General features: G+C 55.4%; 24 protein-coding genes and 1 tRNA gene. 12 read left to right on the plus strand and 13 right to left on the minus strand.

Going from position 1 to position 25656, the window contains the following annotated elements; genetic code table 11:
• Positions 1-39 precede the first annotated feature (39 nt).
• The 3 genes from KF784_10835 (at position 40) to KF784_10845 (ending at position 1688) form a co-directional block, all read left to right on the plus strand.
• Entirely contained in the window at positions 40-603 is a 564-nt protein-coding gene (locus tag KF784_10835) for a DUF4166 domain-containing protein (protein MBX3119551.1), read from the plus strand.
• Positions 600-1121: a hypothetical protein gene (locus KF784_10840; GenBank protein ID MBX3119552.1), complete on the plus strand. Its 522-nt coding sequence runs from the start codon at positions 600-602 to the stop codon at positions 1119-1121. Before KF784_10835 ends, KF784_10840 begins: the two co-directional genes overlap by 4 nt.
• Positions 1122-1211: 90 nt before the next feature.
• Complete coding sequence (locus KF784_10845; protein ID MBX3119553.1) at positions 1212-1688, plus strand: hypothetical protein; 477 nt, start codon at positions 1212-1214, stop codon at positions 1686-1688.
• Positions 1689-1691: 3 nt separating this feature from the next.
• Here the strand turns inward: KF784_10845 and KF784_10850 are convergent, their stop codons facing one another.
• Positions 1692-2159 carry an Lrp/AsnC family transcriptional regulator gene (locus KF784_10850; GenBank protein ID MBX3119554.1) on the minus strand — a complete coding sequence of 156 codons (468 nt, stop codon included), beginning with the start codon at positions 2157-2159 and terminating at the stop codon, positions 1692-1694.
• Between the two features lie 106 nt (positions 2160-2265).
• Between KF784_10850 and KF784_10855 the strand changes: the two genes are divergently transcribed.
• Both KF784_10855 and KF784_10860 read left to right on the plus strand, forming a co-directional pair.
• The gene (locus tag KF784_10855; GenBank protein ID MBX3119555.1) at positions 2266-4062 is read left to right on the plus strand and encodes a M3 family oligoendopeptidase; all 1797 of its coding nucleotides are present in this window, start codon (positions 2266-2268) and stop codon (positions 4060-4062) included.
• A gap of 480 nt (positions 4063-4542) precedes the next feature.
• Complete coding sequence (locus KF784_10860) at positions 4543-5724, plus strand: acetyl-CoA C-acetyltransferase (protein ID MBX3119556.1); 1182 nt, start codon at positions 4543-4545, stop codon at positions 5722-5724.
• Positions 5725-5964: 240 nt separating this feature from the next.
• Here the strand turns inward: KF784_10860 and KF784_10865 are convergent, their stop codons facing one another.
• From KF784_10865 to mgtE, 3 genes are all read right to left on the minus strand, one after another.
• Positions 5965-6318 (minus strand): hypothetical protein, encoded by a 354-nt coding sequence (locus KF784_10865; GenBank protein ID MBX3119557.1) that lies wholly within the window; start codon positions 6316-6318, stop codon positions 5965-5967.
• Between the two features lie 85 nt (positions 6319-6403).
• Positions 6404-7399 (minus strand): magnesium/cobalt transporter CorA, encoded by a 996-nt coding sequence (corA, locus tag KF784_10870; protein MBX3119558.1) that lies wholly within the window; start codon positions 7397-7399, stop codon positions 6404-6406.
• A complete protein-coding gene (gene mgtE / locus KF784_10875; GenBank protein MBX3119559.1) occupies positions 7400-8785 on the minus strand; it encodes a magnesium transporter in 1386 nt (461 codons plus the stop codon). It lies immediately after the preceding gene.
• A 265-nt stretch (positions 8786-9050) separates the two neighbouring features.
• Here mgtE and tilS point away from each other — a divergent pair, with 265 nt between their 5' ends.
• The 4 genes from tilS to KF784_10895 all read left to right on the plus strand — a co-directional run bounded on the left by tilS (position 9051) and on the right by KF784_10895 (position 14862).
• Entirely contained in the window at positions 9051-10430 is a 1380-nt protein-coding gene (gene tilS / locus KF784_10880; GenBank protein MBX3119560.1) for a tRNA lysidine(34) synthetase TilS, read from the plus strand.
• A 147-nt stretch (positions 10431-10577) separates the two neighbouring features.
• Positions 10578-12434, plus strand: coding sequence for an ATP-dependent zinc metalloprotease FtsH (gene ftsH, locus KF784_10885; protein ID MBX3119561.1), 1857 nt, complete (start codon positions 10578-10580; stop codon positions 12432-12434).
• A 141-nt stretch (positions 12435-12575) separates the two neighbouring features.
• Positions 12576-13553, plus strand: coding sequence for a PD-(D/E)XK nuclease family protein (locus KF784_10890; protein ID MBX3119562.1), 978 nt, complete (start codon positions 12576-12578; stop codon positions 13551-13553).
• 157 nt (positions 13554-13710) lie between these two features.
• Positions 13711-14862 carry a P-loop NTPase gene (locus KF784_10895; GenBank protein ID MBX3119563.1) on the plus strand — a complete coding sequence of 384 codons (1152 nt, stop codon included), beginning with the start codon at positions 13711-13713 and terminating at the stop codon, positions 14860-14862.
• 146 nt (positions 14863-15008) lie between these two features.
• Here KF784_10895 and KF784_10900 read toward each other — a convergent pair whose 3' ends face one another.
• Together KF784_10900 and purM are read right to left on the minus strand one after the other, a co-directional pair.
• Positions 15009-15602: a peptidylprolyl isomerase gene (locus KF784_10900; GenBank protein MBX3119564.1), complete on the minus strand. Its 594-nt coding sequence runs from the start codon at positions 15600-15602 to the stop codon at positions 15009-15011.
• A 130-nt stretch (positions 15603-15732) separates the two neighbouring features.
• Positions 15733-16773 carry a phosphoribosylformylglycinamidine cyclo-ligase gene (purM, locus tag KF784_10905; protein ID MBX3119565.1) on the minus strand — a complete coding sequence of 347 codons (1041 nt, stop codon included), beginning with the start codon at positions 16771-16773 and terminating at the stop codon, positions 15733-15735.
• 98 nt (positions 16774-16871) lie between these two features.
• Here purM and KF784_10910 point away from each other — a divergent pair, with 98 nt between their 5' ends.
• Positions 16872-17195 (plus strand): rhodanese-like domain-containing protein, encoded by a 324-nt coding sequence (locus KF784_10910; protein MBX3119566.1) that lies wholly within the window; start codon positions 16872-16874, stop codon positions 17193-17195.
• A 71-nt stretch (positions 17196-17266) separates the two neighbouring features.
• Here KF784_10910 and KF784_10915 read toward each other — a convergent pair whose 3' ends face one another.
• The 5 genes from KF784_10915 to KF784_10935 all read right to left on the minus strand — a co-directional run bounded on the left by KF784_10915 (position 17267) and on the right by KF784_10935 (position 21654).
• The gene (locus KF784_10915; protein ID MBX3119567.1) at positions 17267-18388 is read right to left on the minus strand and encodes a GGDEF domain-containing protein; all 1122 of its coding nucleotides are present in this window, start codon (positions 18386-18388) and stop codon (positions 17267-17269) included.
• Positions 18389-19096: 708 nt separating this feature from the next.
• A complete protein-coding gene (locus tag KF784_10920; GenBank protein ID MBX3119568.1) occupies positions 19097-19537 on the minus strand; it encodes a hypothetical protein in 441 nt (146 codons plus the stop codon).
• Positions 19538-19974: 437 nt separating this feature from the next.
• A complete protein-coding gene (locus tag KF784_10925) occupies positions 19975-20292 on the minus strand; it encodes a hypothetical protein (GenBank protein MBX3119569.1) in 318 nt (105 codons plus the stop codon).
• 75 nt (positions 20293-20367) lie between these two features.
• Positions 20368-20613 (minus strand): hypothetical protein, encoded by a 246-nt coding sequence (locus KF784_10930; GenBank protein ID MBX3119570.1) that lies wholly within the window; start codon positions 20611-20613, stop codon positions 20368-20370.
• A gap of 270 nt (positions 20614-20883) precedes the next feature.
• A complete protein-coding gene (locus KF784_10935; protein MBX3119571.1) occupies positions 20884-21654 on the minus strand; it encodes a GNAT family N-acetyltransferase in 771 nt (256 codons plus the stop codon).
• 202 nt (positions 21655-21856) lie between these two features.
• On the opposite strand from KF784_10935, the gene KF784_10940 reads away from it, so the two are divergent.
• Complete coding sequence (locus tag KF784_10940) at positions 21857-23257, plus strand: FAD-binding oxidoreductase (GenBank protein MBX3119572.1); 1401 nt, start codon at positions 21857-21859, stop codon at positions 23255-23257.
• Between the two features lie 46 nt (positions 23258-23303).
• On the opposite strand, the gene KF784_10945 is transcribed toward KF784_10940, so the two are convergent.
• Together KF784_10945 and KF784_10950 are read right to left on the minus strand one after the other, a co-directional pair.
• Positions 23304-23379, minus strand: a tRNA-Val gene (locus KF784_10945).
• 212 nt (positions 23380-23591) lie between these two features.
• Positions 23592-24461, minus strand: coding sequence for a hypothetical protein (locus KF784_10950; GenBank protein ID MBX3119573.1), 870 nt, complete (start codon positions 24459-24461; stop codon positions 23592-23594).
• 119 nt (positions 24462-24580) lie between these two features.
• Here KF784_10950 and KF784_10955 point away from each other — a divergent pair, with 119 nt between their 5' ends.
• The gene (locus tag KF784_10955; GenBank protein ID MBX3119574.1) at positions 24581-25645 is read left to right on the plus strand and encodes a CapA family protein; all 1065 of its coding nucleotides are present in this window, start codon (positions 24581-24583) and stop codon (positions 25643-25645) included.
• The last annotated feature ends 11 nt before the right edge of the window (positions 25646-25656 follow it).

Consider the following 25656-nt stretch of genomic DNA (forward strand, 5'->3'; position numbering starts at 1 on the left):
AGATCGGATATCCGATCTCAATTCAAATAGAATATCAATATGCAGAGCGCTGAGTTGCGGGAACTGCTCAAGTGTGAGGACCCCTACGCAGAGGCGATTGGTATTGCGCCGGAGGAATTACCCTCCGGCGTTCGCTTTTCTCATTTGTGCCCCCTCAATGCTCGCGGTACCGTCACAGTCAAACGGCATCCAAGCTGGCTCGTCAACCTCCTCGTCGGAGTGGCTGGGCTCCCAAAGAGCGGAGAAAACGTACCGATTGTTCTTGTGATCTCACGGAAGGAGAGGCAGCGGATTCGGTGGTACCGCCAGTTTGGCAAGCAGCCTGTTTTCACCACCCATCAAATCTTTGGCAAAGAAGTTCGGGAGCATTTTGGCATTTGGTCGATGCGGTTTAGGCTTGAATGGATGAACGATGAACTGCGTTACATCCAGACCGGATTTCGAGCCTTAGGACTCCCGATCCCCCGGAAGTTGTCCCCCAGAACTTCAGCCGTTGTGAGAGCGGTCGAAGGTGAACCAGAGGGTTGGCATGTTCATGTAAGCATTGGCATTCCACCCTTCGGGGTAGTGTGCGAATACGAAGGGAAACTATGTCTTCAATGACCGTCGCGGTGTGGATTCTGATGGTGCAGGCGTGCCTGGGCGCGTTCGACACTCTCTACTACCACGAATACAAGCTCAAGCTTGCTCACGGCGACCACACGCACACCGAACTCCGCCTCCATGCCGCCCGCGACTTTGCTTACGCGATCATCATAGGCACGCTCGGTTTCGTCACCTGGAACGGCGTCTTTGCCTACGTTCTCTTTGGGCTGCTGCTGATGGAGATCGTTATCACCCTTTGGGATTTCGTCGAAGAAGATAAAGTACGCAAGCTGCCTGCAGGAGAGCGGATCATGCACGCGCTGATGGGTATCGTCTACGGGTCTTTCTTGGCCTATCTGTTGCCTGAGCTTTGGAAGTGGAGGGCTGAACCTACGGGTTGGGGGGCGTCGTACCACGGCTTCCCTGCTTGGGTGCTGACGGCTGTCGCGGCAGGTGTTTTTGTTTCGGGTGTACGGGATGCATTCGCGAGTTTTGGGATTGCACCTGACAAACGGCCAACGCCGAACAGCAATTAGGAATTGCAACGGCCTTTCACTGTACTCCAACGTTTCGCAACCTTCACTATGCGTCCAACGTCATCGTTGTCAAGTCGTATGAAACCACCTATGAACGCGGAATGGCTCGATTACCAGAGGCGGCAAGACCAAGAGCACCTGCGCCTCTTGAACCTATTCCACCGAATCTATGCCGGTATCGTGACGCTCTTCAGTTGTTTTGGACTACTCTACATCGCCTTCGGAGTGACTGTTTTGTCAGGCAACATGCCTGAGGGTAAGAATAGTCCAGGTGACGAACGGTTTATGGGCTTCATCATGACTTTCTTCGGCTCTGGATTCGTGGTTGTGGCGTTGGCCTACGCCATCCTGAACTGGATCGCGTCCAATAGATATGTGGAACGTCGTGGCAAGACGTTTTTAATTGTCGTCGCGGCTATCAATTGCCTCAACGCACCCGTCGGTTTGTTGCTCGGCGTTTTTTCCTTGGTCGTACTGATGCGCCCCACAGTTGCGGAGCTGTTCGATCCGCAGTCTGTCGTCCCGACTCAAAGCGACGAACCCCCAGAAGCAGTCACCGACGTCTAAAGCTCACTCCACGTTGATCACAGTCGAGTGCTTGTTCGTGCCGAGCACAAACGAGCTGGTCAGCTTGCCGATGCCTTTGATGTTCATCAGCTTTTCGCGCACGACAACCTCATAGGTGCGGATGTCGTCAACGAGAACCTTGATGAGGAAATCGTATTCTCCACTCACGTGATAGCACTCCATGACTTCGGGGATCTGTCGGATCGCCTTGATGAACCGTTCGATGGGTTGATCTTGATGAAGAGCAAGACTCACTTGCGCCCAGATCAGCACACGCTTGCCAAGCTTCTCGGGGTTCAGAAGTGCGGTGTATCCCCGAATGTAGCCGCTGTGCTCAAGCTGCCGGACGCGCTGGAGTACCGACGGGGCGGAAAGCCCGACCTCTTTTGCAAGGTCAGCGTTGGTAATGCGTCCATCCCGCTGAAGGATGTTCAGGATGCGGATATCGGTTTCGTCCAGCAGGGTTTTCATCGCTCACCCCCATAGTACCGAGGTGATTATTCACCATTTTCTCCGATAGTCCCGCGGGGATTTTCTATGCCAGCCGCCTGCATGACAATTTGGGTAACGTGTGCCCATGAGCGCGACCCTTTCTTTGCCCACTTGGGACATGACCCCGTTCTTTCCCGGCCTAGACTCCCCCGAATACGCCGATGCCTTTCAAGACTTTGTGAACGACCTCGACACATTCGCTGAGTGGCTGAATGCTAAGGGGATCGACAGCCACGAGGGCGAAACCGATTCGACGACCGTGGCACTGTTCGATGAGGCGACCCATCGGCTGAACGATCTGCTCGACAAGGCGAACCTGCTGGACTCCTACATCTACGGCTTCGTCACCGTGGATTCGCGCGACGAGCTGGCTCTGGCAAAGCTGAGCGAGTTTGAGGCGGAGACGCCCAAGCTGCAGAACATCGGCACGCGCCTGACCGCGTGGGTTGGCAAGCTGGACGCGGATGCGCTGGTCGGAGCCTCTCAGACCGCCCGCAATCACGAGTACCACGTCCGACGGAGCGGATTCTTGGCGAAAAGGCTAATGTCGGGGCTGGAAGAATCGCTCGCCTCGGAGCTTTCGGTCACGGGAGGACAAGCCTGGGGCAAGCTCCATTCCCAGATCACGTCGCAGCTTGAGGTCGACGTCGAGCTGGACGGCGAGAAGAAGAGGCTTCCGATGAGCGCGGTGCGCAACCTCGCCAACGATCCCGACGAGGCCAAGCGCGCGGCGGCCTACCACGCCGAGCTTGCCGCATGGAAGACGGTCGAGGTCCCGCTTGCCGCGGCCATGAACTGCATCAAGGGCGAAAGCAACGCGCTGAGTCTGCGTCGAGGCTGGGGCGCGGTGCTGGATGTCTCGGTCTATCACGCCAACATCGACACCGACACGCTTTGGGCGATGATGGGCGCGGCAGAGGCGGCGTTCCCGGTTTTCCGACGCTACATGCACGCCAAGGCGAAGCTCCTGGGCAAGCGAAGGATGGCGTTCTACGATATCTTTGCGCCGGTCGGGCAAGACCGCAGCTGGGCTTACGACGAGGGCGAGAAGTTCGTCGCCGACAAGTTCGGCGCGTATTCCGACAAGATGCGCGAGTTCGCCCTGCGCAGCTATCGGGAGAGGTGGATCGACGCCGAGCCCCGCGCGGGCAAGGTGGACGGCGCGTTCTGCATGGGTGTGCGCGACGACGTTTCCCGCATCCTGATGAACTACAACGCCTCGTTCCGGTCGGTCAGCACGCTGGCCCACGAGCTTGGGCACGGCTACCACAACCTCTGCCTGTATGGAAAAACCGCGCTCCAGCGCGAGACCCCCATGACCCTCGCCGAAACCGCGAGCATCTTCTGCGAGACGATCATCAAGCGGGCAGCGCTGCGCGAAGCCACTTCCGACGGCGAGCGGCTGGCGATCCTGGAAGGGTCGCTGCAAGGGGCAAACCAGACGGTTGTGGACATCACCAGCCGATTCCGGTTTGAAAAGGAGGTTCTGGAGCGAAGGCAGAAGCGGGAGCTGTCTCCCCGCGAGCTGTGCGAGATCATGCTCGACGCCCAGCGCCAGACCTACGGCGACGGCCTGGACGACAATTACCTGCATGGCTATATGTGGGCCGCCAAGCCGCACTACTATTCGGGCAGAGCGTTCTACAACTTCCCCTACATGTTCGGCCTGCTCTTCTCGCTTGGACTTTATGCCAAGTACGAGGCCGACCCCGAGCCGTTCAAGGCGATGTACGACGACCTGCTGGGCTCAACGGGTATGGCGGACGCGGCAACGCTGGGCGACCGTTTTGGGCTGAATATCCGCGACCGCGCATTCTGGGAAGGCAGCCTGAGCGTGGTCGAGGCGGACGTTGTGGAGTTTGAAAAGCTGGCGAACGGGTAGTGCGTGATTGTTGGGGACCGTCGAGCCTATGTTTCGGTTGAACCGAGAGACCCTCCACCGCGAGCGGATGGAGGGATGAAAAAATCGGTACAAGACCCTCCGCCGCAAGCGGTTGGAGGGATGAAACGCTGGAGGGACATTATCCTCAATGTCCAAGCAAACGGTCACTGAGGACAGTGACCCTCCAGGGACCTCGTCGAACCTCTGTTTCGGTTAGATTGGGAGACCCTCCACCGCGAGCGGATGGAGGGATGAAAAAATCGGTACAAGACCCTCCGCCGCAAGCGGTTGGAGGGATATGTCCTGAATTCGGTTGAACCGGGAGACCCTTCACCGCAAGTGGATGGAGGGACATTGTCCACAATGTCCAAGCAAACGGTCACTGAGGACAGTGACCCTCCAGGGAAAGAAGGCATGATGCCTGCACCCTAATAGGACCCTCCGGGTACCCTTTTTGCAGCTCTCAAGAAGTGAAATCCTATGCAAGACGTTGTTATTCTTTCCGGTGTCCGCACTCCCGTCGGCGCTTATCTCGGCTCCCTTTCGACCCTGCCCGCAACGAGACTCGGCGCAGCCGCCATTAAGGAGGCTCTAGTTCGTGCAGGCGTCACGCCCGAGCAGGTCGATGAAGTTCTCATGGGCATGGTTCTTCAGGGCGGAGTTGGGCAAGCCCCGGCTCGCCAAGCCGCACTTTATGCCGGACTGCCGCAGAGCGTCCCTTGCACAACCGTGAACAAGGTCTGCGGATCGGGCATGAAGACCGTGATGATGGCTGCGCAGGCGATCAAGGCCGGCGACGCGGAGATCGTGGTTGCGGGCGGCATGGAGTCAATGAGCATGGCCCCTTACGTCCTGGACAAGGCTCGCACAGGCTACCGGATGGGCAACGGCACCCTGATCGATATGATGATCCATGACGGCTTGTGGGACCCCTACAACAACGTTCACATGGGGAGTTGCGGCGACCTTTGTGCGAAGGAGGAGAATTTCAGCCGGGATGAACTTGACGACTTCGCCGCAGAGAGCTTCCGAAGAGCGCAAGAAGCGCAGAAGTCTGGGAAGCTGGCGGAAGAGATCGTCGCCGTGGAGATTCCTCAGCGCAAGGGCGACCCGGTCGTGGTGAAGGACGACGAAGGCCCGGGCAAGGGTGGCGACCGCGAGAAGATGCGCGGTCTGCGAGCGGCATTTGACAAAGAGGGCGTCACGACAGCCGCTAATGCCAGCTCGATCAACGACGGTGGCGCGGCGATGATTTTGTCTTCTGCGTCCAAGGCGGCGGAGTTGGGCTTGAAGCCGATTGGAAAGGTTGTCGCCTATGCCCAGCACGCCCAAGACCCGCAGTGGTTTACGACGGCACCCGCCGAAGCGGTCAATAAGCTGCTCGCCAAGGCCGGATTAAGCGTCGGCGATATCGACCTTTTTGAGGTCAACGAGGCGTTCGCCGTCGTGGCGATGGTGGTCGCTCGCAAGTGCGGAATTCCGCACGAGAAGCTGAACGTGAACGGCGGTGCTGTGGCGCTGGGGCACCCGATTGGCATGACGGGCACACGGTTGACGATGACGGCCCTGCATGAGCTTCGTCGTCGGGGTGGGAAGTATGCGGTGGCGACGCCCTGTATCGGTGGTGGTGAAGCGACGGCGATTTTGATTGAAGCGCTCTAGGGGCGCGTCGGCAAGTAGTCGGCAGGTTGTTGGTGAAGTCTTTCTACACCCTCACCCTCTGCCCCCTCTCCCTCGGTCATTAGGGAGAGGGGAAAGTCGGGTCGTTGGCAAGTAGCATCCGACTCTATGTTCTAAACGAGGGGTGAAAGTACCCCCCATAACGGCAGTTAAGGAGGGATCGGTGACCACTTGCCGACAATTTGCCAACCACCTGCCAACCACCTGCCGACGTGCCCTTAACTACTTCGAATACAGCGGCTGATACAACATCACCTTAAAGTCGCCGGGGACTTTCATATAGGTGATCAGGCCGAAGCCCGCGTTCACAATCCCTTGTGTGAACTCCACGCCCTTCTCTTTCAATTCCTCGACCGTCGCTTCAATATCATCGCAATAGAAGGAGATATCGCAAGTGCCGGATGGCGGCGATTCGGCTTCATCGGTGGGGTGGCAGCCCATGTCGGCTTCGGGGAGATTGAAGATCAGCCAGCCGTCGCCGACATCGGTTGCCGAAAAGCCGATCTTGTCTCGCAGGAAGGCCCTCAGTTCATCGGCCTTCGAACTGTAAAACATCGTGTGAACACCGCGAATCATAGTAAGCGGAGCTTACCTGCGAGGCCGGGACCTCCCTCCCTGAGCCCCTCCCTCCTCCGGACTTCGTGCGCAGGAGGGAGGGGAATCAGAACCACTTTTTCTTGCGGAAGTACCACAGCTCGACTGCGGCAATCGATAGCATCAATGCCCACGCAAAGGCATAGCCCCAAGGCCAACTCAACTCCGGCATGTTTGGGAAGTTCATCCCATAAATTCCGGCAATCAAGGAGACCGACATCAGAACTGTCGCGACGACCGTTAGAAGTTGAGTTGTGTATCCAAGACGATTGCTGATAACGGCAAGATGGGCGTCGATCAGTGTGGATAGCAGGTCCAAATCGAGGTCGATCTGATCGAGTATCCGCAGAGTGTGGTCGTAGACATCTTGCAGGTCGTTTCGGGTCTGTGTCGAGATGTTGGGGACATCCCTTCGTAGCAGGCCATTCAGTACATCCCTTGTCGGCCCCACATGACGTCGAGTTTCGAGAAGCCTGCGTTTAAGGCGCAAGATGTCTTTATTTCGCACGGGGGTTTGGGCAAGCACCAAGTCTTCAAGCTGATCTAGCTGCCTTCCCAACTCGTCCATCATCGGGAAGTACTCATCCACAACCGCATCAAGCAATGCTGCCAACACCTGCCCCGGCTCAGAACCAATACTTAGTCCACGCTTATCGCAACGCTCGTACCAGTGGTCCAACAGCGAAGTCTGCTTGAACTCAATGCTGATCAGCGATCTCCCACGTAGAAAGAAGGCGAGACGGTCAAAGTAGACCTTTTTTCGATGATAGCGCGGGACATGAGTGACCAAGAGCAAGACATCTTGGACTTCTCTCAGCCGTGGTCTTTCGAGCGGTGTTGTGGCGTAGTCGATGCCATCCGAAGGGAGTTTGAGTTGCTGAGTGAGGAGGCTGCGAACAGCCTCAATATCGTGCATGATGATCCGCACCCAAACAAAAGAGGCTGCTTCACCCTCAGTAAAGGCCTCCTCGACAGGAATCTCGCACACTTCACCGCCCGCAGATGGCCATCGCAACGCCGTTAGCTGATACGGCTGCGAGGAAGCAACAACAGAGGTCTCCATTTATCCATAGGTTAGCCCAAGAATGTGCCGGGCGATCTCAAAGAAAATGACCAATCCTGTAGCATCGACAAATGTAGAGATAAACGGAGCGCTCATCACCGCAGGATCGATGCCAAGCCTTTTCGCTCCAAGGGGCAGGACAGAGCCCACGATGGACGACCAGAAAATGATGGCGGGCAAAGCCAAACCAATGACGAGCGAAATCCGAAAGTCGGAGCCCCACCACCAAAGCGCGCGTAAAAACCCGATCCCACCCAGGATGAGGCCCATTAGAATCGAGGTGGCGACCTCTCTGCGCAGAATCGTCATCGCGTCGGATGTCTTTACTTCGCCAACGGCAAGGGCTCGTGTAACCATCGTTGTCACCTGAGCGCCTGCATTTCCGCCCGCGCCGATGAGCAGAGGAATGAAGACCGTGAGCTGGGCGATCAGCGCCAACTCGCCGGTCTGTGCCTCACCCTGTGCGTGCACATAGTTGCGCATTACTGAGCCAGTAAAGCTCTCGGCGACAAACAAGAACAACAGCCACCAGAACCGACGCTTGAAGAGCTGCCACACGTTAAGGGACAGATAGGCCTCGACATCGCCGGAGACCGCACCAAGCTTTAGGACGTCCTCAGTTTCCGCTTCGCGAAGGATCTCTTGGGCGTCGTCGCCGGTAAATATCCCGACCATGCGCCCACGGTCGTCGATGACGGGAAGGGAGTAGAAACCGTAGCGCGCCATTTGACGAGCGGCATCCTCTGCGTCATCGGATGCACGAGCGCTGATAACATCCGTTCGCATGAGTTCGCGAGCGGTCGTGTCCGGGGAGGCTCTAAGAACTTTGCGGAGGCTGAATACGCCAAGCAGGTGACGGCCCTCATCAAGAACATAGAGGTCGTTGATGGTCTCATACTTCTCTTCTCCGGCATGACGAATGTCGCGAAGGATCTCGGCAACCGTCAGATCGGGGCTTACCTCGAAGAACGCTTCGGTCATCAAGCGTCCCGCGCTGTCTTCGGGATAGGAGAGCAGACGCCTAATCTCTTGGGCATCCTCAAACGGGATGACCTCCAGCAAAGCATCGAACCGGTCGTCGTCTATCTCCTCGCGAAGCTCAAGGGCGTCGTCCATCGGAAGGATGTCGACGTAGTGTGCGAGGACGGTATCGGGCAACTCCTGAACAAGCCGACGCGCCGTCTCTGTGGGGAGATCGACCAGAACCTCGGCGGCCATCATGGCGTCGAGCTGGCTTAGTATCGTGAGGGCTTCGTCTGTTTCGAGGCGCTGAAACGCCTCGGCAAGGTCTTCAGAACGTACGTTCTGAAGCTCCTCCCGAATCACATCCGCGTTTTCGATACGCGAAAGCGAGCGGAGTTGCTCGACGAATGTGGTTTCATCCATCCTCATGGGCATGCCTCGTTATCGTTCGCTGGCGGCCTCGTGGATGGGCTGCCGGGGTTTAGCTCCCGGCGCATCTGGTCTCTTAGGAGAGAAGATTGGCCGTGCAGATTGTACTGTCCGTGTCCATTTTAGTGTTGCTCGGTGAGCGTTAAAGGATTGTAGCTTGGCTGCGCTCCGTAAGAATAGGCCCTGACTTGCGCCTTAACACTCCTAAGGATTGGCAAGATGCCTGGGTTCAGTTCTTCCGTGCCGGTATCATCCTGCCGTGTTCGATAGGTTCCGCAGCCATCTTGAACAAAGTGATCTCATCCCTCAAGGCTCTCGTGTCTTGGTCGGCTACAGTGGTGGCCCCGATTCCACTTGCCTTCTCCACCTGCTCCATCGGTGCGGAGTCGAGATTGTAGGCGGGTATCTGCATCATAGCCAGCGTGACGAAGCGGATAAAGAGCTCAAACTCTGCGAGGCATTTTGCACCGACTTGGGTGTGCCGTTTTTGAGCGGGAAGGCGAATGTGCCCCGCATGGCTACTGACCTTAAAATCGGCCTTGAGGAGGCGGGACGGAGAGCCAGGTATGCCTTCTTCGAGCAGGCAAGCAAGCAGGTGGACTGCAGCCTTGTCGCTACCGCCCACAATCGCACCGATCATGTCGAAACCGTTCTCCTGAACCTGACTCGTGGGTCTGGCCTGGCTGGGCTTGCTGGAATTCCCGATCAGCGAGGCAACATCATTCGCCCGCTCCTTCCCTTCAGTCGCGAGGAGATTCGGGAGTATTGCAAGGAGCAGGGGCTTTGGACAGCGGAAGACCCATCCAACACGGACATCTCCTTTGCGAGAGCGCGGATGCGCCTGCGCGTCTTGCCGGAGCTATCCGCAATCAACGCGGGAGTTGAAGGCACGATTAGTCGCCTTTCCGAAATCGCGGAAGAAGAGGACACCTTTCTCGATTCGATGGCTGCTGCCGCGCTTGAGCAGTGCGAAAGCGAACTCAATGGTGACCTCAGGTTTTTGACGATGGACTGCGAAGTAGCCCTCAATAGGGCCAAGATCTCGCAATACCCGCCCGTTCTTTTTAAGCGCGCGATGAGGCTGATTGCCGAAGTCTTGGGCTCAAGTTTGAACTTTGAACAAACCGTTGCGCTCTTGCACGGCGTACAGGTCGACGAAAAGGGTTCTATCACAACCGAAGGGGGCGAAGTGGCTTTTGATTGGTCGTCCGATCTGATCCATGCCCGGCAGCTTCAGCCGGTCGTTCCGTTCCGATATCCGGTCACCATGCCAGGCGAAACCGTGAGTGAAGAGTTTGGTTGGACGATCACCTGCCAAGAAGAGATCAGCCCGGAAATGAACCAGACACGAGCGTCGATGAGTGTCCTGATTGACTCTTTGCAGATGAAAGGCGCTTTACACTTTCGATCTGCCCAGTCGGGGGACGAAATGATCCCGTTTGGGTTCGACCGGGCTCGCAAGTTAGCGGATATACTAAGCGAGGCAAAACTGACCCAAGCCGCCCGCCAAAGGTTGCCGATAATCTGTGATATGATCGGCCCGTTGTGGGCACCCGGCGTCTGTTTGTCGGAACGCGCGCGTTTGACCGCCAATTCCCAGCGTGCAGTCCGAATAAAGTTTGAGCCAAGCCAGGCCTAAACGATCAGGCATTGGAAACGCACGAGCCTGAGCAGACGTAACGGTAACATAGACTCTAACTTCGGTGACGCATTGAACAATAAAGCTGCGCGAACATTTATTTTCTCTTTCCTGATCGTAGTTGTAGCGATTTTCCTACTCCAATCGATGGGTAGTTCTTCGGGACTTCTCTCAGGCAAGAAAACCATCGAGATGGACATCTCCCGCTTTAAGCAGGAGATTCTTTCAAAGAACGTTAAGACGGCAGAGTGGCAGGGCTCTCAGATTGAGGGAACTCTCGTTGACACCTCCAACTACCGCACGAGCGCCTTTGAGGCCGGAAGTCCGGCGGGTATCGATCTCCAAAAGCAGATGGATACGGCGGGCGTCAACTATAAGGTTGTCGGGCCCGGACCGGGCGCGACGATCATGACGGTCTTGTCGATTATCGGCTTCCCCATTGTCTTCTTGCTTCTCCTTTGGTTCTTCATCATCAAACCCGCTCAAATGGGCGGAAACCAAGCGATGAACTTTGGCAGGAGCAAGGCCAAGAGGGTTGGTGAGAACGCTCCCAAGGTCACTTTTGAAGACGTGGCTGGCATTGACGAAGCCAAGCAAGAGCTTTTTGAGATCGTGGACTTCCTGAAGAACACGAAGAAGTACACGGCGCTCGGGGCGAAGATCCCCAAGGGCGTTCTGCTTACCGGCCCTCCCGGAGTTGGAAAAACCCACCTTGCCCGTGCTATCGCCGGCGAAGCTGGTGTTCCCTTCTTCCATATCAGCGGTTCCGATTTTGTTGAGATGTTCGTCGGTGTAGGCGCTGCCCGAGTCCGCGATCTTTTTGAGACGGCAAAAGCCCACCGCCCGAGTGTTATCTTCGTGGATGAAATCGACGCTGTGGGACGTCAGCGTGGCGCAGGTCTTGGCGGAGGTCACGACGAGCGCGAGCAGACACTAAACCAGCTTCTGGTTGAGATGGACGGTTTCGATGTCAACAGCGGCGTCATCATGATCGCGGCGACAAACCGCCCCGACGTTCTTGACCCCGCGCTCCTTCGTCCCGGACGATTCGATAGAAACATCGTCGTTGATGTGCCGGATGCAAACGGTCGCGAGTCAATCCTCAAGGTTCACGCCAAGGGTAAGCCTTTTGAAGCTGACATCGACCTTCGCAGAGTTGCCAAGCGTACTCCAGGATTCACTGGCGCAGACCTTGCCAATACCTTGAACGAATCGGCGCTTCTGGCGGCTCGCCGGAACCACACAAAGATTCGTCAGTCGGACATCGAAGAGGCTCTGGATCGTGTCGTGGCAGGTCCTCAGCGCCTTAGCCGTGTGATCGACTCGCGAGAGCGAGAGATCATCGCCTACCATGAGGCTGGACACGCGGTTGTGGGCGAACTCTTAGAGCACAGCGATCCTGTTCATAAGGTCACGATTTTGCCACGCGGCATGTCGTTGGGTTCGACGTGGCAGATGCCCGAAGACGACAAGCATCTGGTCACCGAGCAGGAGTTGATTGACGATATCACATCTTTGCTGGGTGGACGCGTTGCCGAAGAGTTGGTTTACGATGAGGTCACGACTGGAGCAAGCAATGACCTTCAGCGTGTGACAGCGATCGCCCGAGCCATGGTCTGTGACTACGGCATGAGCGAGAAGCTCGGAACCCTTGCCATCGGCAGACGGGGACACAATCCGTTCCTCGGTCGAGACTATGCGATGGATGAGCGCAACTACTCGGAAGAGGTTGCGCGTATGATCGACGAAGAGGTTCGCAACATCGTCGAGACTTGCCGTCAGCGCGCGATGGACCTTCTCACTCAGCATCGAGACAAGCTTGATCGAGTGGTGCAGGCTCTGCTCAGCCGAGAGACACTTGATCGCGAAGAGTTCACGGCCGTTATGGACGGACGCCCGATTCCTGAGAAAGAGGAAACGCCAGCGGCTCCTCCGGCCTCCACGGAGTCTGAGAAGGACTCGGAACCTGGAACAAAGACTTTGCCTAGATTTGAACCTGCATAAGGCAACCTGACGAAAGAGAAAAGCACTCCCGCTATCACGGCAGGAGTGCTTTTTTGTTGCCCCTGCCTCCATCAAACCGAATCACGCCTCCGTGGACTGCCCACAGGCATGTCAATCGGCTAACATAAGGCTTATAGCCCCATGGCAAAGCCCTTCAACCCTGCTCCGCGCCCTAGCATCTCCAAAACAAGCATTTCTGTCTTCGACGAGTGCGAGCGCAAGTGGGCGTTGATGTATGAGAAGTTCAAGACTCCACGAAGCATCCGGCGCGATGTCATCCTCCAGGCTAAGCTCATGCCCTTTAATGCCCTGGTCGGGCAAGTTGTCGATGACACTATTGGCTATGCTCTGAAGTACTACAAGAAGGAGCGGGCGTGGCGGACCGATCTTCATGAGGGTGCGCGCAAGCTTCTGCAGCAGTATTTCGACATTACAGAAGAATGGATACGGTTCGCTGAGCTCAAGATTGAGCCCACCGAACATGCTCGGAATCATCCCCGACAGCCTATCGACGAGATCTTCTACAACGGCGAACTCACGGAAGCCAAATACGATGCGCTGCTTGAGCAGGTCGATCGGTGTATTGACAACTTCATGGGATCTGAAGTTCCAGGGATCATCACCCAGTACGATCCTAAGTTATGGGTGGATAACAAGGGTGAAACGCCTTGGTTTATGCACGGCGACGTGCCAGTGTATGCTAAGTTCGACCTTGCCATTCCTACTCCAGAAGCGGTGCTAATTTTCGATTGGAAGACTGGAAAAGTGAGCCCAGTTGCCGAAGAAGGCGTTCGGGATCAGTTGCACACCTACAGCGCCTACGCCATGTCCACATGGAGCGCAACGCCTGAGAGTTTAAAACTTGCAGCCGTTTGGCTTTCTACCGGAACAAACTGCATCGACTGGGTTAAATATGAACCCGAACGAACTGAAACACTGCAAAACAAGTGGATCGAAAGGCACACGCTACTCAAAGAACGTGCAGGAGTTTATGAAAAAGATTGGGATTCTCTCTTTGGAATGTTCGACCTTACCCAAGACATAAGACGTTGCAAGTACTGTCAATTTCATATATGTGAAGGATATAAGAGAGTTGTCAAGAATACCGAAGAGTATTAAATTATAAAACAACCTTCGAATGTATCTTTCCTAATCGTATTTCACCAAGTGATTTTGCCAGGATTCACTTATTGCGCAAAAAATGTTTAGAACACTATCCTCCATGTGGAACAACCCATACAGAAGTCTCATTTTCGAGCCTTGAGGGGTTTATTCAATGGAAGGTTATGGTGGTTACGATTTGGCGCCAACACGGGAGGCATTGGCGGTGGTACCGAAACGGCTAGCGCAGGAAACGAAGCTCTTGCCGTTACGGTTAGAGGGCAATGTTCTGATTTGTGCCTCGTGTTCTTCAATCAATTTATGGGATGTTGCACGGCTGCGCCAGGAACTCGGGCGTGACGTACGCGTCGAAGTTGCCGACGAGATCGACATCCAGATGGCGCTGGACCGCGTCTACAAAGCGGAGCAGTACTGCGAGACCGACCTACTTATCGAGTCCGTCAGTGAAAAGCCCGCCAAGTTCAAAATGCCAGAGGCTGGAGACACCGCTTTTAACCATCCAGCCGCGACAATGCGGGTCTTGGCCGTATCCGGCGGTAAGGGTGGAGTCGGTAAAACGACAGTCGCAGCCAACCTTGCTGTATCGCTCGCTAAGCTTGGCTATAAGATTGGCATTATTGACTGCGATTTTGGCTTGTCAAACCTCCACGTTATGCTTGGGCTAAAGCCCAAACACCACATCGGACACGTGCTGAAAGGCGAACAAGGGCTTTTTCAGGCAATGACCGAAGGGCCAATCGGAATCCGAGTCCTTGCGGGCGTAAACGGCGCCTCCGATCTGGTAGACATCACCTACGAGAATTTTGAAAGCGTCAACGCCGGGTTTGAGAATGTGGTCGGCCTCTTCGACTACCTCATCCTCGACACAGCGGCTGGCATCCACTCTGGAGTTCTATCAATGCTCGAGGCGGCGGACGAAGTCATCCTCGTCCTCACGCCCGAGCCTGCCAGCGTTCAAGATGCATACGTTACGGCACGCGTCCTTGGTGAAAGGCGCCCCGAAGCCAAGGTGAGCTGTATCGTCAACGAAGTCAAGACTGACGCTCAGGCACGCGAGGTCTACGCGAAGTTCCATACTTTCGTGAGCCTGTATGTAGGCGGAAAGCCGAAGCTCCTTGGCAGTATTGCCAAAGATGAATCGGTTCAGCGAGCCACGGCAAGCCGAGTCCCGTACGTATTGTCTGAGGCAAACTCGAAGGCGGCACGAAACATGGACGGCATCGCCCGAAAAATCGCGAACCTTCCTCCTGCGCCCGAAATCGACGGCGGTTGGTTCAAGCGGCTGTTTGCGCGCGATGCGGCGTAGTGAGTAGAAAGTCGTGAGTCGTGGGCGTTTGCAACACGGGTTCACTCAAGATCTTAAATACCGAACTGGGTGGGCAACTTCTGGTTGCCCACCCAGTTTTCTTGAGTCGCGTTCCGACTTACTCTTCGCGGCTCACGATTTGCCGCTTACTTCAGAGGCCACTTCTCGATCTTTGCCGACTTCAAAGTAACCGGGTTCACTGGCACGGAGTTCTCGCCTGAAGGGCTGCGCGTCACAGCAGCTTCGGCAATCTTATCGACAGTGTCCATCCCCTCAATGACATACCCAAACGCCGAGTATTGGCCGTTTAAGTTTGCGTTCTCGCCGTGCATGATGAAGAACTGGCTGCCTGCCGAATTTGCCTCAGGGCCCCGCGCCATGCTCAAAATGCCACGCTTGTGCTCGACATCGTTGAACTCAGCATTCACTCGCTCGGAAGGTCCGCCAGTGCCCCAAGTGGAAGGATCGCCGTTCTTTGTATTTGGGTCGCCGCCCTGGATCATGAATCCGGACATGACACGGTGAAATTTCGTTCCATCGTAGTAGCCCTTCTTGGCGAGCTTGATAAAATTCTCGACGTGCTTCGGAGCTTTGTCGCGCAGGAAACCAAGAACGATTCTGCCCTCATCAGTCTCGACGATGGCGACTTCTTCCCCGTCCTTTGGCGTTGCGATGGGAGTGTAGGGGGCTGCAGCCGGCTTTTGTTCCGGCTCGTCCTTATCTTGCGAGCTTGTATTCATTGACGTTGAGCTTGAGGCGCTCTCTGGATAGAGAGAGCTGTTGTCTGCTGGCTGGCACCCAACGAGGGCCAGACTGAGAATTGATAGTGTTAGCAATGCTTTCATAGTTACAGAACCTATACGTAATAACTTAAATCACTTGCACATCGTGCGCCCCATTTTGCAAAGTTCCGATTACTGCAGCCGCTTCACCGGCCTGCGTCAATCGTTGGACGACAGCCGCGCCGTGGTCTTTGTCCACCAGCAGCACCATGCCAATCCCCATGTTGAAAATCCTATACATCTCCGGCTCTGGCACATTGCCAAGCTCGCGAATGAGGCTGAAAATGGGCTGAGGCGTCCAGGCACGCTTGTCGATCAACACCTGCATATCTGAAGACAGAACACGTGGGATGTTGTCGAAAAAGCCTCCGCCGGTGATGTGGGCGGCGGCATTGATAGCCGCTCCCTCCTCAATCAACGGTAGAAGCGCTTTGAGATAGCACTTGTGAGGGCGCAGCAGCTCTTCGCCGATCGTTGTGTTCAGACCAGGGACCAAATCCTTCGTGGACATACCGCCCATCTCAAAGAGCGCACGGCGAGCAAGAGAATAACCGTTCGTGTGCAGGCCGTTGCTTGCAAGGCCGATCACGACGTCGCCAACTTGCACTTTCTGGCGTGGCAGCTTCTTTTCGGCATCGACAATGCCAACGACCGTTCCAACGATATCGATCTCATCGTCGTGATAGACGTCGGGCATCTCGGCGGTTTCACCGCCAATCAGGGCAACATCGGTCTCTTTGCATGCGGCGGCCATGCCTCGCAGCACCTGCTCAAAAACCTCCCCTCTGAGCCGTGACGTCCCGTAGTAATCGAGGAAGAAGAGTGGTTTTGCTCCTTGGCAAAGGATGTCGTTGATACAATGATTGACGATATCGTGGCCGAGGCCTTCGAACTCACCAACCATCGCGGCGACCTTCGTTTTGGTGCCGATGCCGTCGATGCTGCTGACCAGGATTGGGCGTTCATAGTCGCCGAAGGAAGCTCGGTACAAAGCTCCAAAACCGCCAACTCCACCGAGAACGTTTTCGTTGTGCGTATCCTGAATCTCACCGACAACCGCCCGGAGCGCTCGCTGTGCCTCGTCGATATCGACTCCGGCGGAGCGATACGTCATCTGCTGGTCGGACATGGTTCAGACTTTACCCGTCGGGGCTTGGTTTCAAACCAAAAACCGGATAGAAGACCCGCCAGTGAGGGTTAGCCTTCGCCCAGTACAATAGCAATAAGATGCCGACACCTGAGATAACCCCGATTGCGCTCAAAGCCGAGCTTGATGCGGGCAAGAAACTCTACTTGCTGGATGTTCGCGAAGCCCACGAATTGCAGATATCGAGGCTTGAAATCGATACGCATATCCCGATGGGCGAAATCGCTGACAGGGTTGGCGAGCTCGATGCGGATGCGGATATCGTCGTCATTTGCCGCTCTGGGGCGCGGTCACAGCGTGTCACCCAGTTTCTCCTTGCGAGCGGGTTTCGAAACGTTCGAAATCTTGCATCTGGGATGAATGGTTGGGCGGAAACCGTCGATCCCAGCCTTGAGCAATATTAAGCCCCTTCATCGACAACGTTGAAGATGTGCCGACGAAGGGGTAGGTGGAGTCTATTCTTGAACTGCGGCTGCTACAGACACGCCGTTTCCGGCTTTGCCATGATTACGGCTTGAATCTGCCCGGTCGATCTCTTGCGCTCATACAACCGTTCGTCGGCTTTGCGCAACAGGGTCTCGAAGTCGCGCCCGTCCTGATGTAGTTCGGCGATGCCGTAGGTCATCGTTCGTTCCCAACCGAAGTACAGCATATGCCGCAGGAACCGGTCAGATCCTCGATCAAGCATCTTCGTGGCCTCTTCGGCGGTGGCGTCGGTAAAGATCGCGACGAACTCGTCTCCGCCAAGCCGTGCGACTGCTCCTTTGTCTCCAATCGAAGCCTCCAGCTTTCTCGCCAGAGTTCGCAGGGCCATGTCGCCGAAGGCGTGACCGAACGAGTCGTTAAGGAGCTTGAAACGGTCGCAGTCGATGACGGCGACGATAATGTCGCCCTTTTCGGCGGTCGCCCGACTGATCTCTTCCGTAGCAAATTCGACGATTGCCGCACGGTTTTTCAGGCCCGTCAGTGAGTCTGTGCTCGCCCGCTGCTCAGCGCGCTTGAGCCGCGTTTCAATGTGGGCGATGAAGAACATAATGACGGTGAGCGTTGACAGGCGCACGATGGTTGTGTGGCTGAACCCACCGCCGTCGAGGGTTCCTCGCAGCGAATCGGCATGGTTCATCGCGATGGTGGTGAGCGCCACCGACAATAGCCCGGAGAGCGGTCCTCCCAACCGCGTGGCGAGCCAAATCGGGACTACATAAGCCATCGTCAGGCCGTCGGACAGTCCCATGGCGCTGTGAATCAGCATCAACAGTCCGAGGGCGATCACGGAAACAAGAGTTGCACGCGCTGATGCGTGGGCGAGCAGCCAGCGGTACACCGCAGTGAGGCTGCTCACAAGATACCGCGTGGGCGCAAATTGTCGAAGTGGACAGCGTCGAATTGCTTTCGGCGCTATCCATAAGTCGGTGTCCTTGCTTGCCGCACTTCGAAGCGCTTTGGGACGGAACTTCCGAGGAAGTCCTGCAAACCAATAGTAAACGCTCTCCGCACGATCGCAAAGTCGATCAAACCAAAAGCCAGCGCGCGGGCCGAGGTCCGCCAGCCGGTCAAGCCGCCCTTTGACCCCGCCGACTCCATTTTTATGGGGCATCAAAGGTTTCATACACCCCTTTTATCGGTATTCCTCAGGTTTTACTTGAGGTTTTCACCTTGCGAAAGTTAGAGCAACTTTTCAACATTTCCACATTCTTGGGGGAAACCTTGTTCTCTCTTTTGCCCGTGTTGAAGTCTCTGGGGTGGGTTGTTTAAGAATGGGAGCCTGTGCTTTCAAGATTTTGATGAGGCTGTGGAAAGGATTGCAGCCGAATCAAACAGTAGAGCGCGATGAGTGCGCAGATTCCAACGACAACAAGCCTTTGTAATAGATCTTCCAGACTCTTGGCTGGGTGGTGTCTGCCATGATCTACAGAGTCCCAAACGACTGTAGAGAATAGATAGAGCGCGGTACCGGCCCACACATATTTCGACGCCAGCAATCCCCAACGTTTACTTAAGAGGACTCCAAAAAGAGGAATGAGGGGCAAGGAGACGAGCAGAAGGAGTCCACCGTCGTGGGTGTGCGTGGACTGCATCCGGAATTTGACAACTTCCGCGAGGAGTCGGCAAAGGAACACAATCAATGGTCCAGCAATCAGGATGTCCAGCCAATAGAGACGACTTGGCGACCCAATCTGCCGAGCCCTGCTTTCCGACACAGATTCCGGCCCCATAAACTCTATGATATCAAACGTTTTGTCGTTGCCTAGCAGAGTGATGTCGTTGGACTAAACTGACTCTCAACTCTACAGTTTGCGACAAGCTATTTGTCCTTGGTCTTTCGCCAAGCTGAACGAACTTGTGTATGCTTGCGGAGCTTTCGAAACTCGGTGACGCCCATACTTGGTGGCCCGCTGCTCTGAGAATAAGGGAATGTAATATGAATCTTCCCGTCCTCATCGACTTTTGCAAACCGATCTGATTCAAACACAACACAACTAAGCAAGCGCATGTTGGTCTGTAGGTCTAAGACTAGCGATCCGCCCCCAATGTACGGAGAGAGTTCAAGAGCGTGGATCATTCCATCTTCAAGATCAGCAAGATCACATTGGGCAAGCTTCTTGAATCGCGAGATTAGTAAGTTTGCCGACTTCGTGTCATTCTCTTTGATCTCTGTTGCCCAAGGTCCTTCACGCAGCAAGCTGCTGATCTCTTCAACAGTCAAGGGTTTAGTAAGGACTACCCCAACTAGAAACGCAAGCATTTGATTTCACCTCAAAGAAAGTAAAACAGCGAGCACGAACTATGGCTGACTGTCTAACGTAACTGTTCTGAACGTATATATGCAAAGGGCAACAAGCAGGAAAACGGATACTGACCATGCCCAGAAGGGCCAGCCGGTCTGTAAAACGCGAGCTGCATATGTATCCTGAGACACGGAGGTAACTACGGCAACCAAAAGCCCTGCGAACAAGCGAACACTCCACAGTACTGCCGACATGATCAATGCCCATCGCTGCCCGGCGATCACCCAAAAAAGTGGAATCGTGCAGATAAGCTCTAGGAAGACAAACCACCAGAGATTAGGATCAATTGGGGTTGCAGAAATTAGAAAGACAGCTCTACAGAGATGAAAAAGGGCGATAGGCCCAGCTATGGCGAGCCGAGCCCAAGCAGTTTTCAGCCACCCATTCTTATCGATCATCCCATGCCCACGGTCACGCCCTCAATCCCCTTCTCTGTACAAATCTCTTCAACCATCGCTGAAACGCCAGCATGGATTTGGCTTTTGTCTTGTCCTTCGAACCAGGCCACCCGCAGGATGTGGGAGACGTTTTCAGGGTCGGGGCCGTTGATCTCACGGTAGTCAATGTCGACCGTCATGCGGATCGGACCGGAGGCTCGCTCCTGAAGCTCGTCGATCATGCTGTCCAGGCAAGGTCGCAGAGCCTCAAGGCTCTCGGCGTCGGAGATGCCTTCGTAAAGGTTGCCAAACTGATCGGTCGGGGTCCATTGCATAGCCCTATTGTGAAGCATCATGCTTCCGCGTTGGTGAATCGTGCGGATTCGTCAGCTCAATGAATTGAAAGCGGATTAGTGCTGAGGGGCCATCGACACGCGCAGTTCGGTCATGAGTGTGTTTGGCAATGGGTTCGTGACTAATACGGTCACCCAGCGTGGGTCTCGGTTGTACACTTCGTATTGATCGAGACCGCTGATTTGCCCTCGTGCAATCGAAACGGAAGCCCCAATGCGGGACTCAAAAATAACGTTGTCCGCTTCTTGATGAGTGATGCTGTACCCAAGAGGAGCCAACTCTTTTTGCGCTGCAACCTTCACCCATTCAAATTTACGCTCCCAACAGTAAGAGCGGGTTACTCTTGCGCCAGCGCCCCCGTAAGACTCTATTTGACCGTGAACTCTGCCATCCACCGGATACTGTCCTTCTAGGAAGCTGAATGAATCACAACTGCCGGTCCTTGCGAGTACGAACCCGGATGCAAGCATAAAAACGAGATAGCTGGTCAGTGTCCACGAAACAATCTGCAGTCCGGTTGAGCGCTTCTTTGCCATTCAATTGACGGACGCAAGTGACAACTGCCTTCGTTCTCAGCGCTTTGCCGGGCAGAACACCTGCAATGTCCCGATCTCACGATAGCCAAGGTGCGGATACAGTCTTGCACCTGCGGCGCTTGCCATAAGCACGCTCTGCTCAATGCCGTACCTTCTGTCTTCGAGCAACAGATGGCTCATTAGCGCTCTTCCGAGGCCTTTGCCGCGCTGTTCTGGAGTCACAAACAGATTCGACACCCAAGACTGCTTTCCAACAGGCACGCTGCTGACCCAGCCATAGGCGCTGCTGCCCTCAATGGCAGCATACAGCCTTTGCGGAGCATCGTCTATAGGCAAGTCCTCAAGCCGCATCGGCCAGCGGCGCATCGCTCGTTTGATGCTTAACAGCTCGGACATCTCAGTGACTCTGCGAATTGGGGGGACGGATTCGACGACGGGAATGTCGTCAAGGCTATGGACAAACATCCATTCGGTTGCGAGTTTGCGGTAGCCAAAGCCTCTAAACGCATCCCGAATCTCGTCTTCACGTGCCCCGACCGAGCCGATATAACAAAGGAAGTGCCAGCCTAAGCCTGCCGCCTGGACCTGCCGGATAATCTCCTCGGGCGGCAGAGAGTGGGCGAGCACTTCGGTTTTGCGTGGGTATTTGACGGGCTGTCCCGACCGGGAGGTTGCCGCATCTATCAGAACCCAAATGTCGCCAACTTTCTGGGCTGGGTAAGGCTTGGTGTAGCTTCGCACAAAGCTGAAGCCATGGGCGAACACTTCGACCGCCGTGTCGAGTTCTGCGATGGCGGCTGTGTTCATATGGCTATTTTAGCAAGCAGCTTGTCGAAATCGGTGGCGATGGTGTGGACTGGCGAGTTGGGGACGATCCCGCACGTCCGACCAATGGCCCAGACCAAACGTCCCCGAGCGGACCCAATGCCCCAGTACCCCTCGTAGAGCCCTCGTAATAATGCTCTGGAGTAACGCCGAATCTCTACCTCGGCGTGACATGCAGGGGAATATGGAAACTACAACTATTGTTGATTTGAGCGAACAGATTTCGCAGTTAAAGGAGCAGATCTCGGGCAAGGTTTACTTGCCAGAGGAGGATACATTCGACATCGCCAGAATGGGATGGAATCTCACGGTCGATCATCGGCCTGAACTGGTTGTTGAAGTGGCAAACGAAGCGGACGTTCAGACCGTGGTCAGGTTCTGTCAGGACAACAGGTTGGCTCTGACCATTCAGGCGACAGGGCATGGGCAACCTCGCAACTCGCAAGGTGGCGTTCTCATGATCCTTCGAGGTCTCAATTCTGTCAGCATTGACGCAGAGTCGAAGACTGCCCGCATCGGTGGCAGCACGCTCTGGCAAGAGGTCATTGAGGCCGCGCATCCATACGGTTTGGCCCCCATCTCGGGGTCTTCACCCACGGTTGGCGTTGTTGGCTATACCATCGGAGGAGGCTACGGGCTGATGTCGCGCAAGTATGGTCTTGCGGTGGACAATGTGCGATCTCTTCGCATCGTAACGCCGAACGGCGACATCACAACGGCGAGCCCCGACGAGAACAGCGAGCTTTTTTGGGCAGCGTTGGGCGGCGGCGGAGCCTTTGGCGTCATCACAGAGATTGAGGTCAATCTTGTCCCACATGCCGAATTCTTCGGCGGTTCGGTAATGTACGACGCTTCGCTCGCGCCGACAGTCGTACCTGCGTTTGTCGAATGGACGAAGACGGTTCCCGATGAGGTCGGTGCGGCGCTGATCATGATCACCTTCCCACCGGTACCGTTTGTTCCGGAGTTTCTGCACGGGCGCTCGATGGTCATCCTCGCGGCTTCAGTCATCACAGACTTCGCGCAAGCCGAAGAGCTTTTGAGGCCTATCCGAACGATGGAAGGCGCCGTGTTTGACTCCTTCCGGCCTCTTCAATTCACGGAGAGCGCTGCCGTATACAACGATCCTGTTGATCCACTGCCTGCGAACGGTAAAGGAATCCTCATCAGCGATTTGGATGGCGATTCGGTTGCGGCGATGTTGGAGGCAATCGGACCGGTGAACGAGTCGCCGAACCTGATGATTCAGCTTCGACACTATGGCGGGGCAATCGCCCGGAACACGGGCGCCACGTCGGCAAGCAACCGCAATGCGAACTACTTGCTGTATCTTCTCGGCATCCCGATGGGGCCGGTCACGCCACAGATGATGTCGGATCACGCCGAAGGGGTCTTTGCGGCGCTCAAAGATCAAACCCTAAGCCGAGGTCCGCTCAACTTCCTGGGTGAGTCGGATGTAAGTGGCGAGCATATCGAGCAGCTGTACTCCAGCGCTGACTTTGAGAAGTTGGTGGGGATTAAGCAGTCGGTTGATCCCAACAACATCTTCCGCAACGCGAGCATCGGGTTTGCGATGGGCCAGTAGGGGGAGGGATAGCTATCGGCTATCGGAGGCCATCAATCTGTGGGGATGGTGGGCGATGAGGGACTTGAACCCCCGACATCCTCTTTGTAAGAGAGGCGCTCTACCAACTGAGCTAATCGCCCGCCTTTGGACAGAAAAGGATACCCGGAACGACTTGGAGTGCGGGGCTTACGCCCCGCTTTGAGTTCGGGCGGCTATTGCAGCGTGAACTCTCTGTATCCGGCACTCAATCTGGCGGCTGATTACTGGTGGCTTAGCAGACCAAAAACAAGGGCGGCGATAAATCGCCGCCCTTGAAAGCGCGAATAAATTCGCGCACTCCCAAAATAGAGGGTTAGACTTTCAGCTTCATCGACGATTTGGACTTTCCGGGCGACTCAAGGGTCATGCCTGCGCTAGGGATCTCAAGGCGAGTCTTCATATCCATAGCACTTTCGATGGAAAGCACCTTGCCGGTCGCCTTCTCAAAGAGTGCGGTTCCGGTGACAATGATGTTGCCGCGCATCATCGGCTGCATAGAGTCGAGCATGCCGCCCGTTGGGTCTTCGCTACCCATCTGCTTCATCATCTCGGCGACGTTGACGTCCATCGGGATCGTGCCCGTCAGGCTGATCTTCATCGCTTTCTTGTCGAAGGCTACTTCGTCGCCAACGTACTTGGCGGTCAGCTTATGCTCTTTGTTACCGAATTGAGGAACCTTCGGGGTCATAACCGTCCAAGTCTCACCAATCTTCACCGCCTTCTCGGGGAAGGTGAAGAAGGATTCGCCAGCAGCCGTTGCGGCCCCCATGACCATCAACATCTCACCCGTAACGCCCTTCATCTTCATTTCAGACTGGCGTCCCAGGTTGTCGATCTTTCCAACGACTACGATGTCTTTCGGGGGTGCGGCATCTTCTCCGCCCGACATCGGACCTTCTAGCTTGAGCTTGATGTCCGACATGATCGTTTCCAGGTCAGCCAATCCCTTCTCAGGATCGACCTTGCCGATCTTCACTGTATAGGTGGAAGACATGTCGGCTTTGAGTTCGGTGACACCCTGCCCAGGGATATCGAGGGTGGAGTTCATCGACGAGACCACCGTGTAGACGTCGCTCGTGCCTTCGGTCAACTGCCGACGCAGTAGAACGCCGTCTTGGGTCGTTGCAGCAAATGAAAGGGCCATTAGGCCAATGAATGAGATTCCAATGGATCGCTTCAGCATGAAAATTTCCTCGCGCCGCTTTCGCGGACCGTACTATTTCGTCACCTACATTGTACGAATCAACAGTCGCTGAATTTCATACAATCTATCGCGGCTATGATCGAATTAGGACTCCTTTGATGATTTTGTTCGCATTGCTCGCAAGCGCCACTCTTGCCCAGCCCAAAGTATGGACTCTGGGTGTGGGCGGAGACATCATGCTGAACGGCATTAGCGCCAAAACAAACCCCTTTGTGGAGATCAGCCCCTACACCGTTGGATGCGATGTTTTCATCGGCAATCTTGAGATTCCACTTACCGATCGCACGACGCCTACTTCGCGCAAATCTGCTGAGGACGTCAAAGCGAAAAGGCAGTTCATCCTCAAGGCAGACCCAGGCCATGCCACTCACCTTAAAGCTACGGGATTCGATCTTGTTACATTGGGAAACAACCATAGCATGGATTACGGCCCCACCGGCTTGATTCAGATGCTCAAGGGTTTGGATTCAAATCGCATCGCCTACGCAGGCGCGGGTATCAATCGAGATCTTGCCTGGGAACCGGCAGCTCGGGAAGACAAGACGCATCCTAAGCTCAGCTTGACATCTATGCTTGCTTTTATGGGCGATGGAGCGCTCAACACGTGTTGGCCAGCCGGACCTAAGAGTGCGGGCCTTGCTGCTTTGAAGCTTGGCGGAGTGGTGAATGACAAGACGCTGCCAACGATCCAGGTAATTGTGGATCGGGCGAAGAAGTCGGGCGGCTTTGCGATTATTGCCCTGCACTGGGGGCTCGAGAAACAGACCACCCCGACTCCCTACCAAGTCGCTTTGGGCCGCGCATTCATCGACGCGGGGGCAGATGTTGTGTTGGGGCATCATCCGCATGTCTTGCAGGGAGCAGAGCTTTATAAAGGAAAACCGATCTTCTATTCCCTCGGCAACTTGATTAGCCCGAGACCGGGATCGACTGCGATTTTTCAACTACGGTTCCAGGGCAACGACATTGAACAAGTGTCTGTACTTCCCTGCTCCATCTCGGGTGGATCGGTTTCACCAATTCGTGATGCTAAAGCTATGCAATCCGAGTTAGCCCGCTTCGACAAGCTCTGTGATGCCGTTCGTTCTAGATATCCTAGCAAGGAGTCGAAGAAACCGAAGTTAATGCTTTGGGAAGGTGCATCTGCCCAGGCGTCCAAATAGTCCGCTGAGAG

The organism is Fimbriimonadaceae bacterium, from assembly GCA_019638775.1.
Lineage (GTDB): Bacteria > Armatimonadota > Fimbriimonadia > Fimbriimonadales > Fimbriimonadaceae > JAHBTD01.

Coding starts and splice junctions, on each gene's coding strand:
- KF784_10835 (MBX3119551.1), top strand. CDS start 40: ATGCAGAGCGCTGAGTTGCGGGAACTGCTCAAGTGTGAGGACCCCTAC.
- KF784_10840 (MBX3119552.1), top strand. CDS start 600: ATGACCGTCGCGGTGTGGATTCTGATGGTGCAGGCGTGCCTGGGCGCG.
- KF784_10845 (MBX3119553.1), top strand. CDS start 1,212: ATGAACGCGGAATGGCTCGATTACCAGAGGCGGCAAGACCAAGAGCAC.
- KF784_10850 (MBX3119554.1), bottom strand. CDS start 2,159: ATGAAAACCCTGCTGGACGAAACCGATATCCGCATCCTGAACATCCTT.
- KF784_10855 (MBX3119555.1), top strand. CDS start 2,266: ATGAGCGCGACCCTTTCTTTGCCCACTTGGGACATGACCCCGTTCTTT.
- KF784_10860 (MBX3119556.1), top strand. CDS start 4,543: ATGCAAGACGTTGTTATTCTTTCCGGTGTCCGCACTCCCGTCGGCGCT.
- KF784_10865 (MBX3119557.1), bottom strand. CDS start 6,318: ATGATTCGCGGTGTTCACACGATGTTTTACAGTTCGAAGGCCGATGAA.
- corA (MBX3119558.1), bottom strand. CDS start 7,399: ATGGAGACCTCTGTTGTTGCTTCCTCGCAGCCGTATCAGCTAACGGCG.
- mgtE (MBX3119559.1), bottom strand. CDS start 8,785: ATGGATGAAACCACATTCGTCGAGCAACTCCGCTCGCTTTCGCGTATC.
- ftsH (MBX3119561.1), top strand. CDS start 10,578: ATGGGTAGTTCTTCGGGACTTCTCTCAGGCAAGAAAACCATCGAGATG.
- KF784_10890 (MBX3119562.1), top strand. CDS start 12,576: ATGGCAAAGCCCTTCAACCCTGCTCCGCGCCCTAGCATCTCCAAAACA.
- KF784_10895 (MBX3119563.1), top strand. CDS start 13,711: ATGGAAGGTTATGGTGGTTACGATTTGGCGCCAACACGGGAGGCATTG.
- KF784_10900 (MBX3119564.1), bottom strand. CDS start 15,602: ATGAATACAAGCTCGCAAGATAAGGACGAGCCGGAACAAAAGCCGGCT.
- purM (MBX3119565.1), bottom strand. CDS start 16,773: ATGTCCGACCAGCAGATGACGTATCGCTCCGCCGGAGTCGATATCGAC.
- KF784_10910 (MBX3119566.1), top strand. CDS start 16,872: ATGCCGACACCTGAGATAACCCCGATTGCGCTCAAAGCCGAGCTTGAT.
- KF784_10915 (MBX3119567.1), bottom strand. CDS start 18,388: ATGCCCCATAAAAATGGAGTCGGCGGGGTCAAAGGGCGGCTTGACCGG.
- KF784_10920 (MBX3119568.1), bottom strand. CDS start 19,537: ATGCTTGCGTTTCTAGTTGGGGTAGTCCTTACTAAACCCTTGACTGTT.
- KF784_10925 (MBX3119569.1), bottom strand. CDS start 20,292: ATGCAATGGACCCCGACCGATCAGTTTGGCAACCTTTACGAAGGCATC.
- KF784_10935 (MBX3119571.1), bottom strand. CDS start 21,654: ATGAACACAGCCGCCATCGCAGAACTCGACACGGCGGTCGAAGTGTTC.
- KF784_10940 (MBX3119572.1), top strand. CDS start 21,857: ATGGAAACTACAACTATTGTTGATTTGAGCGAACAGATTTCGCAGTTA.
- KF784_10950 (MBX3119573.1), bottom strand. CDS start 24,461: ATGCTGAAGCGATCCATTGGAATCTCATTCATTGGCCTAATGGCCCTT.
- KF784_10955 (MBX3119574.1), top strand. CDS start 24,581: ATGATTTTGTTCGCATTGCTCGCAAGCGCCACTCTTGCCCAGCCCAAA.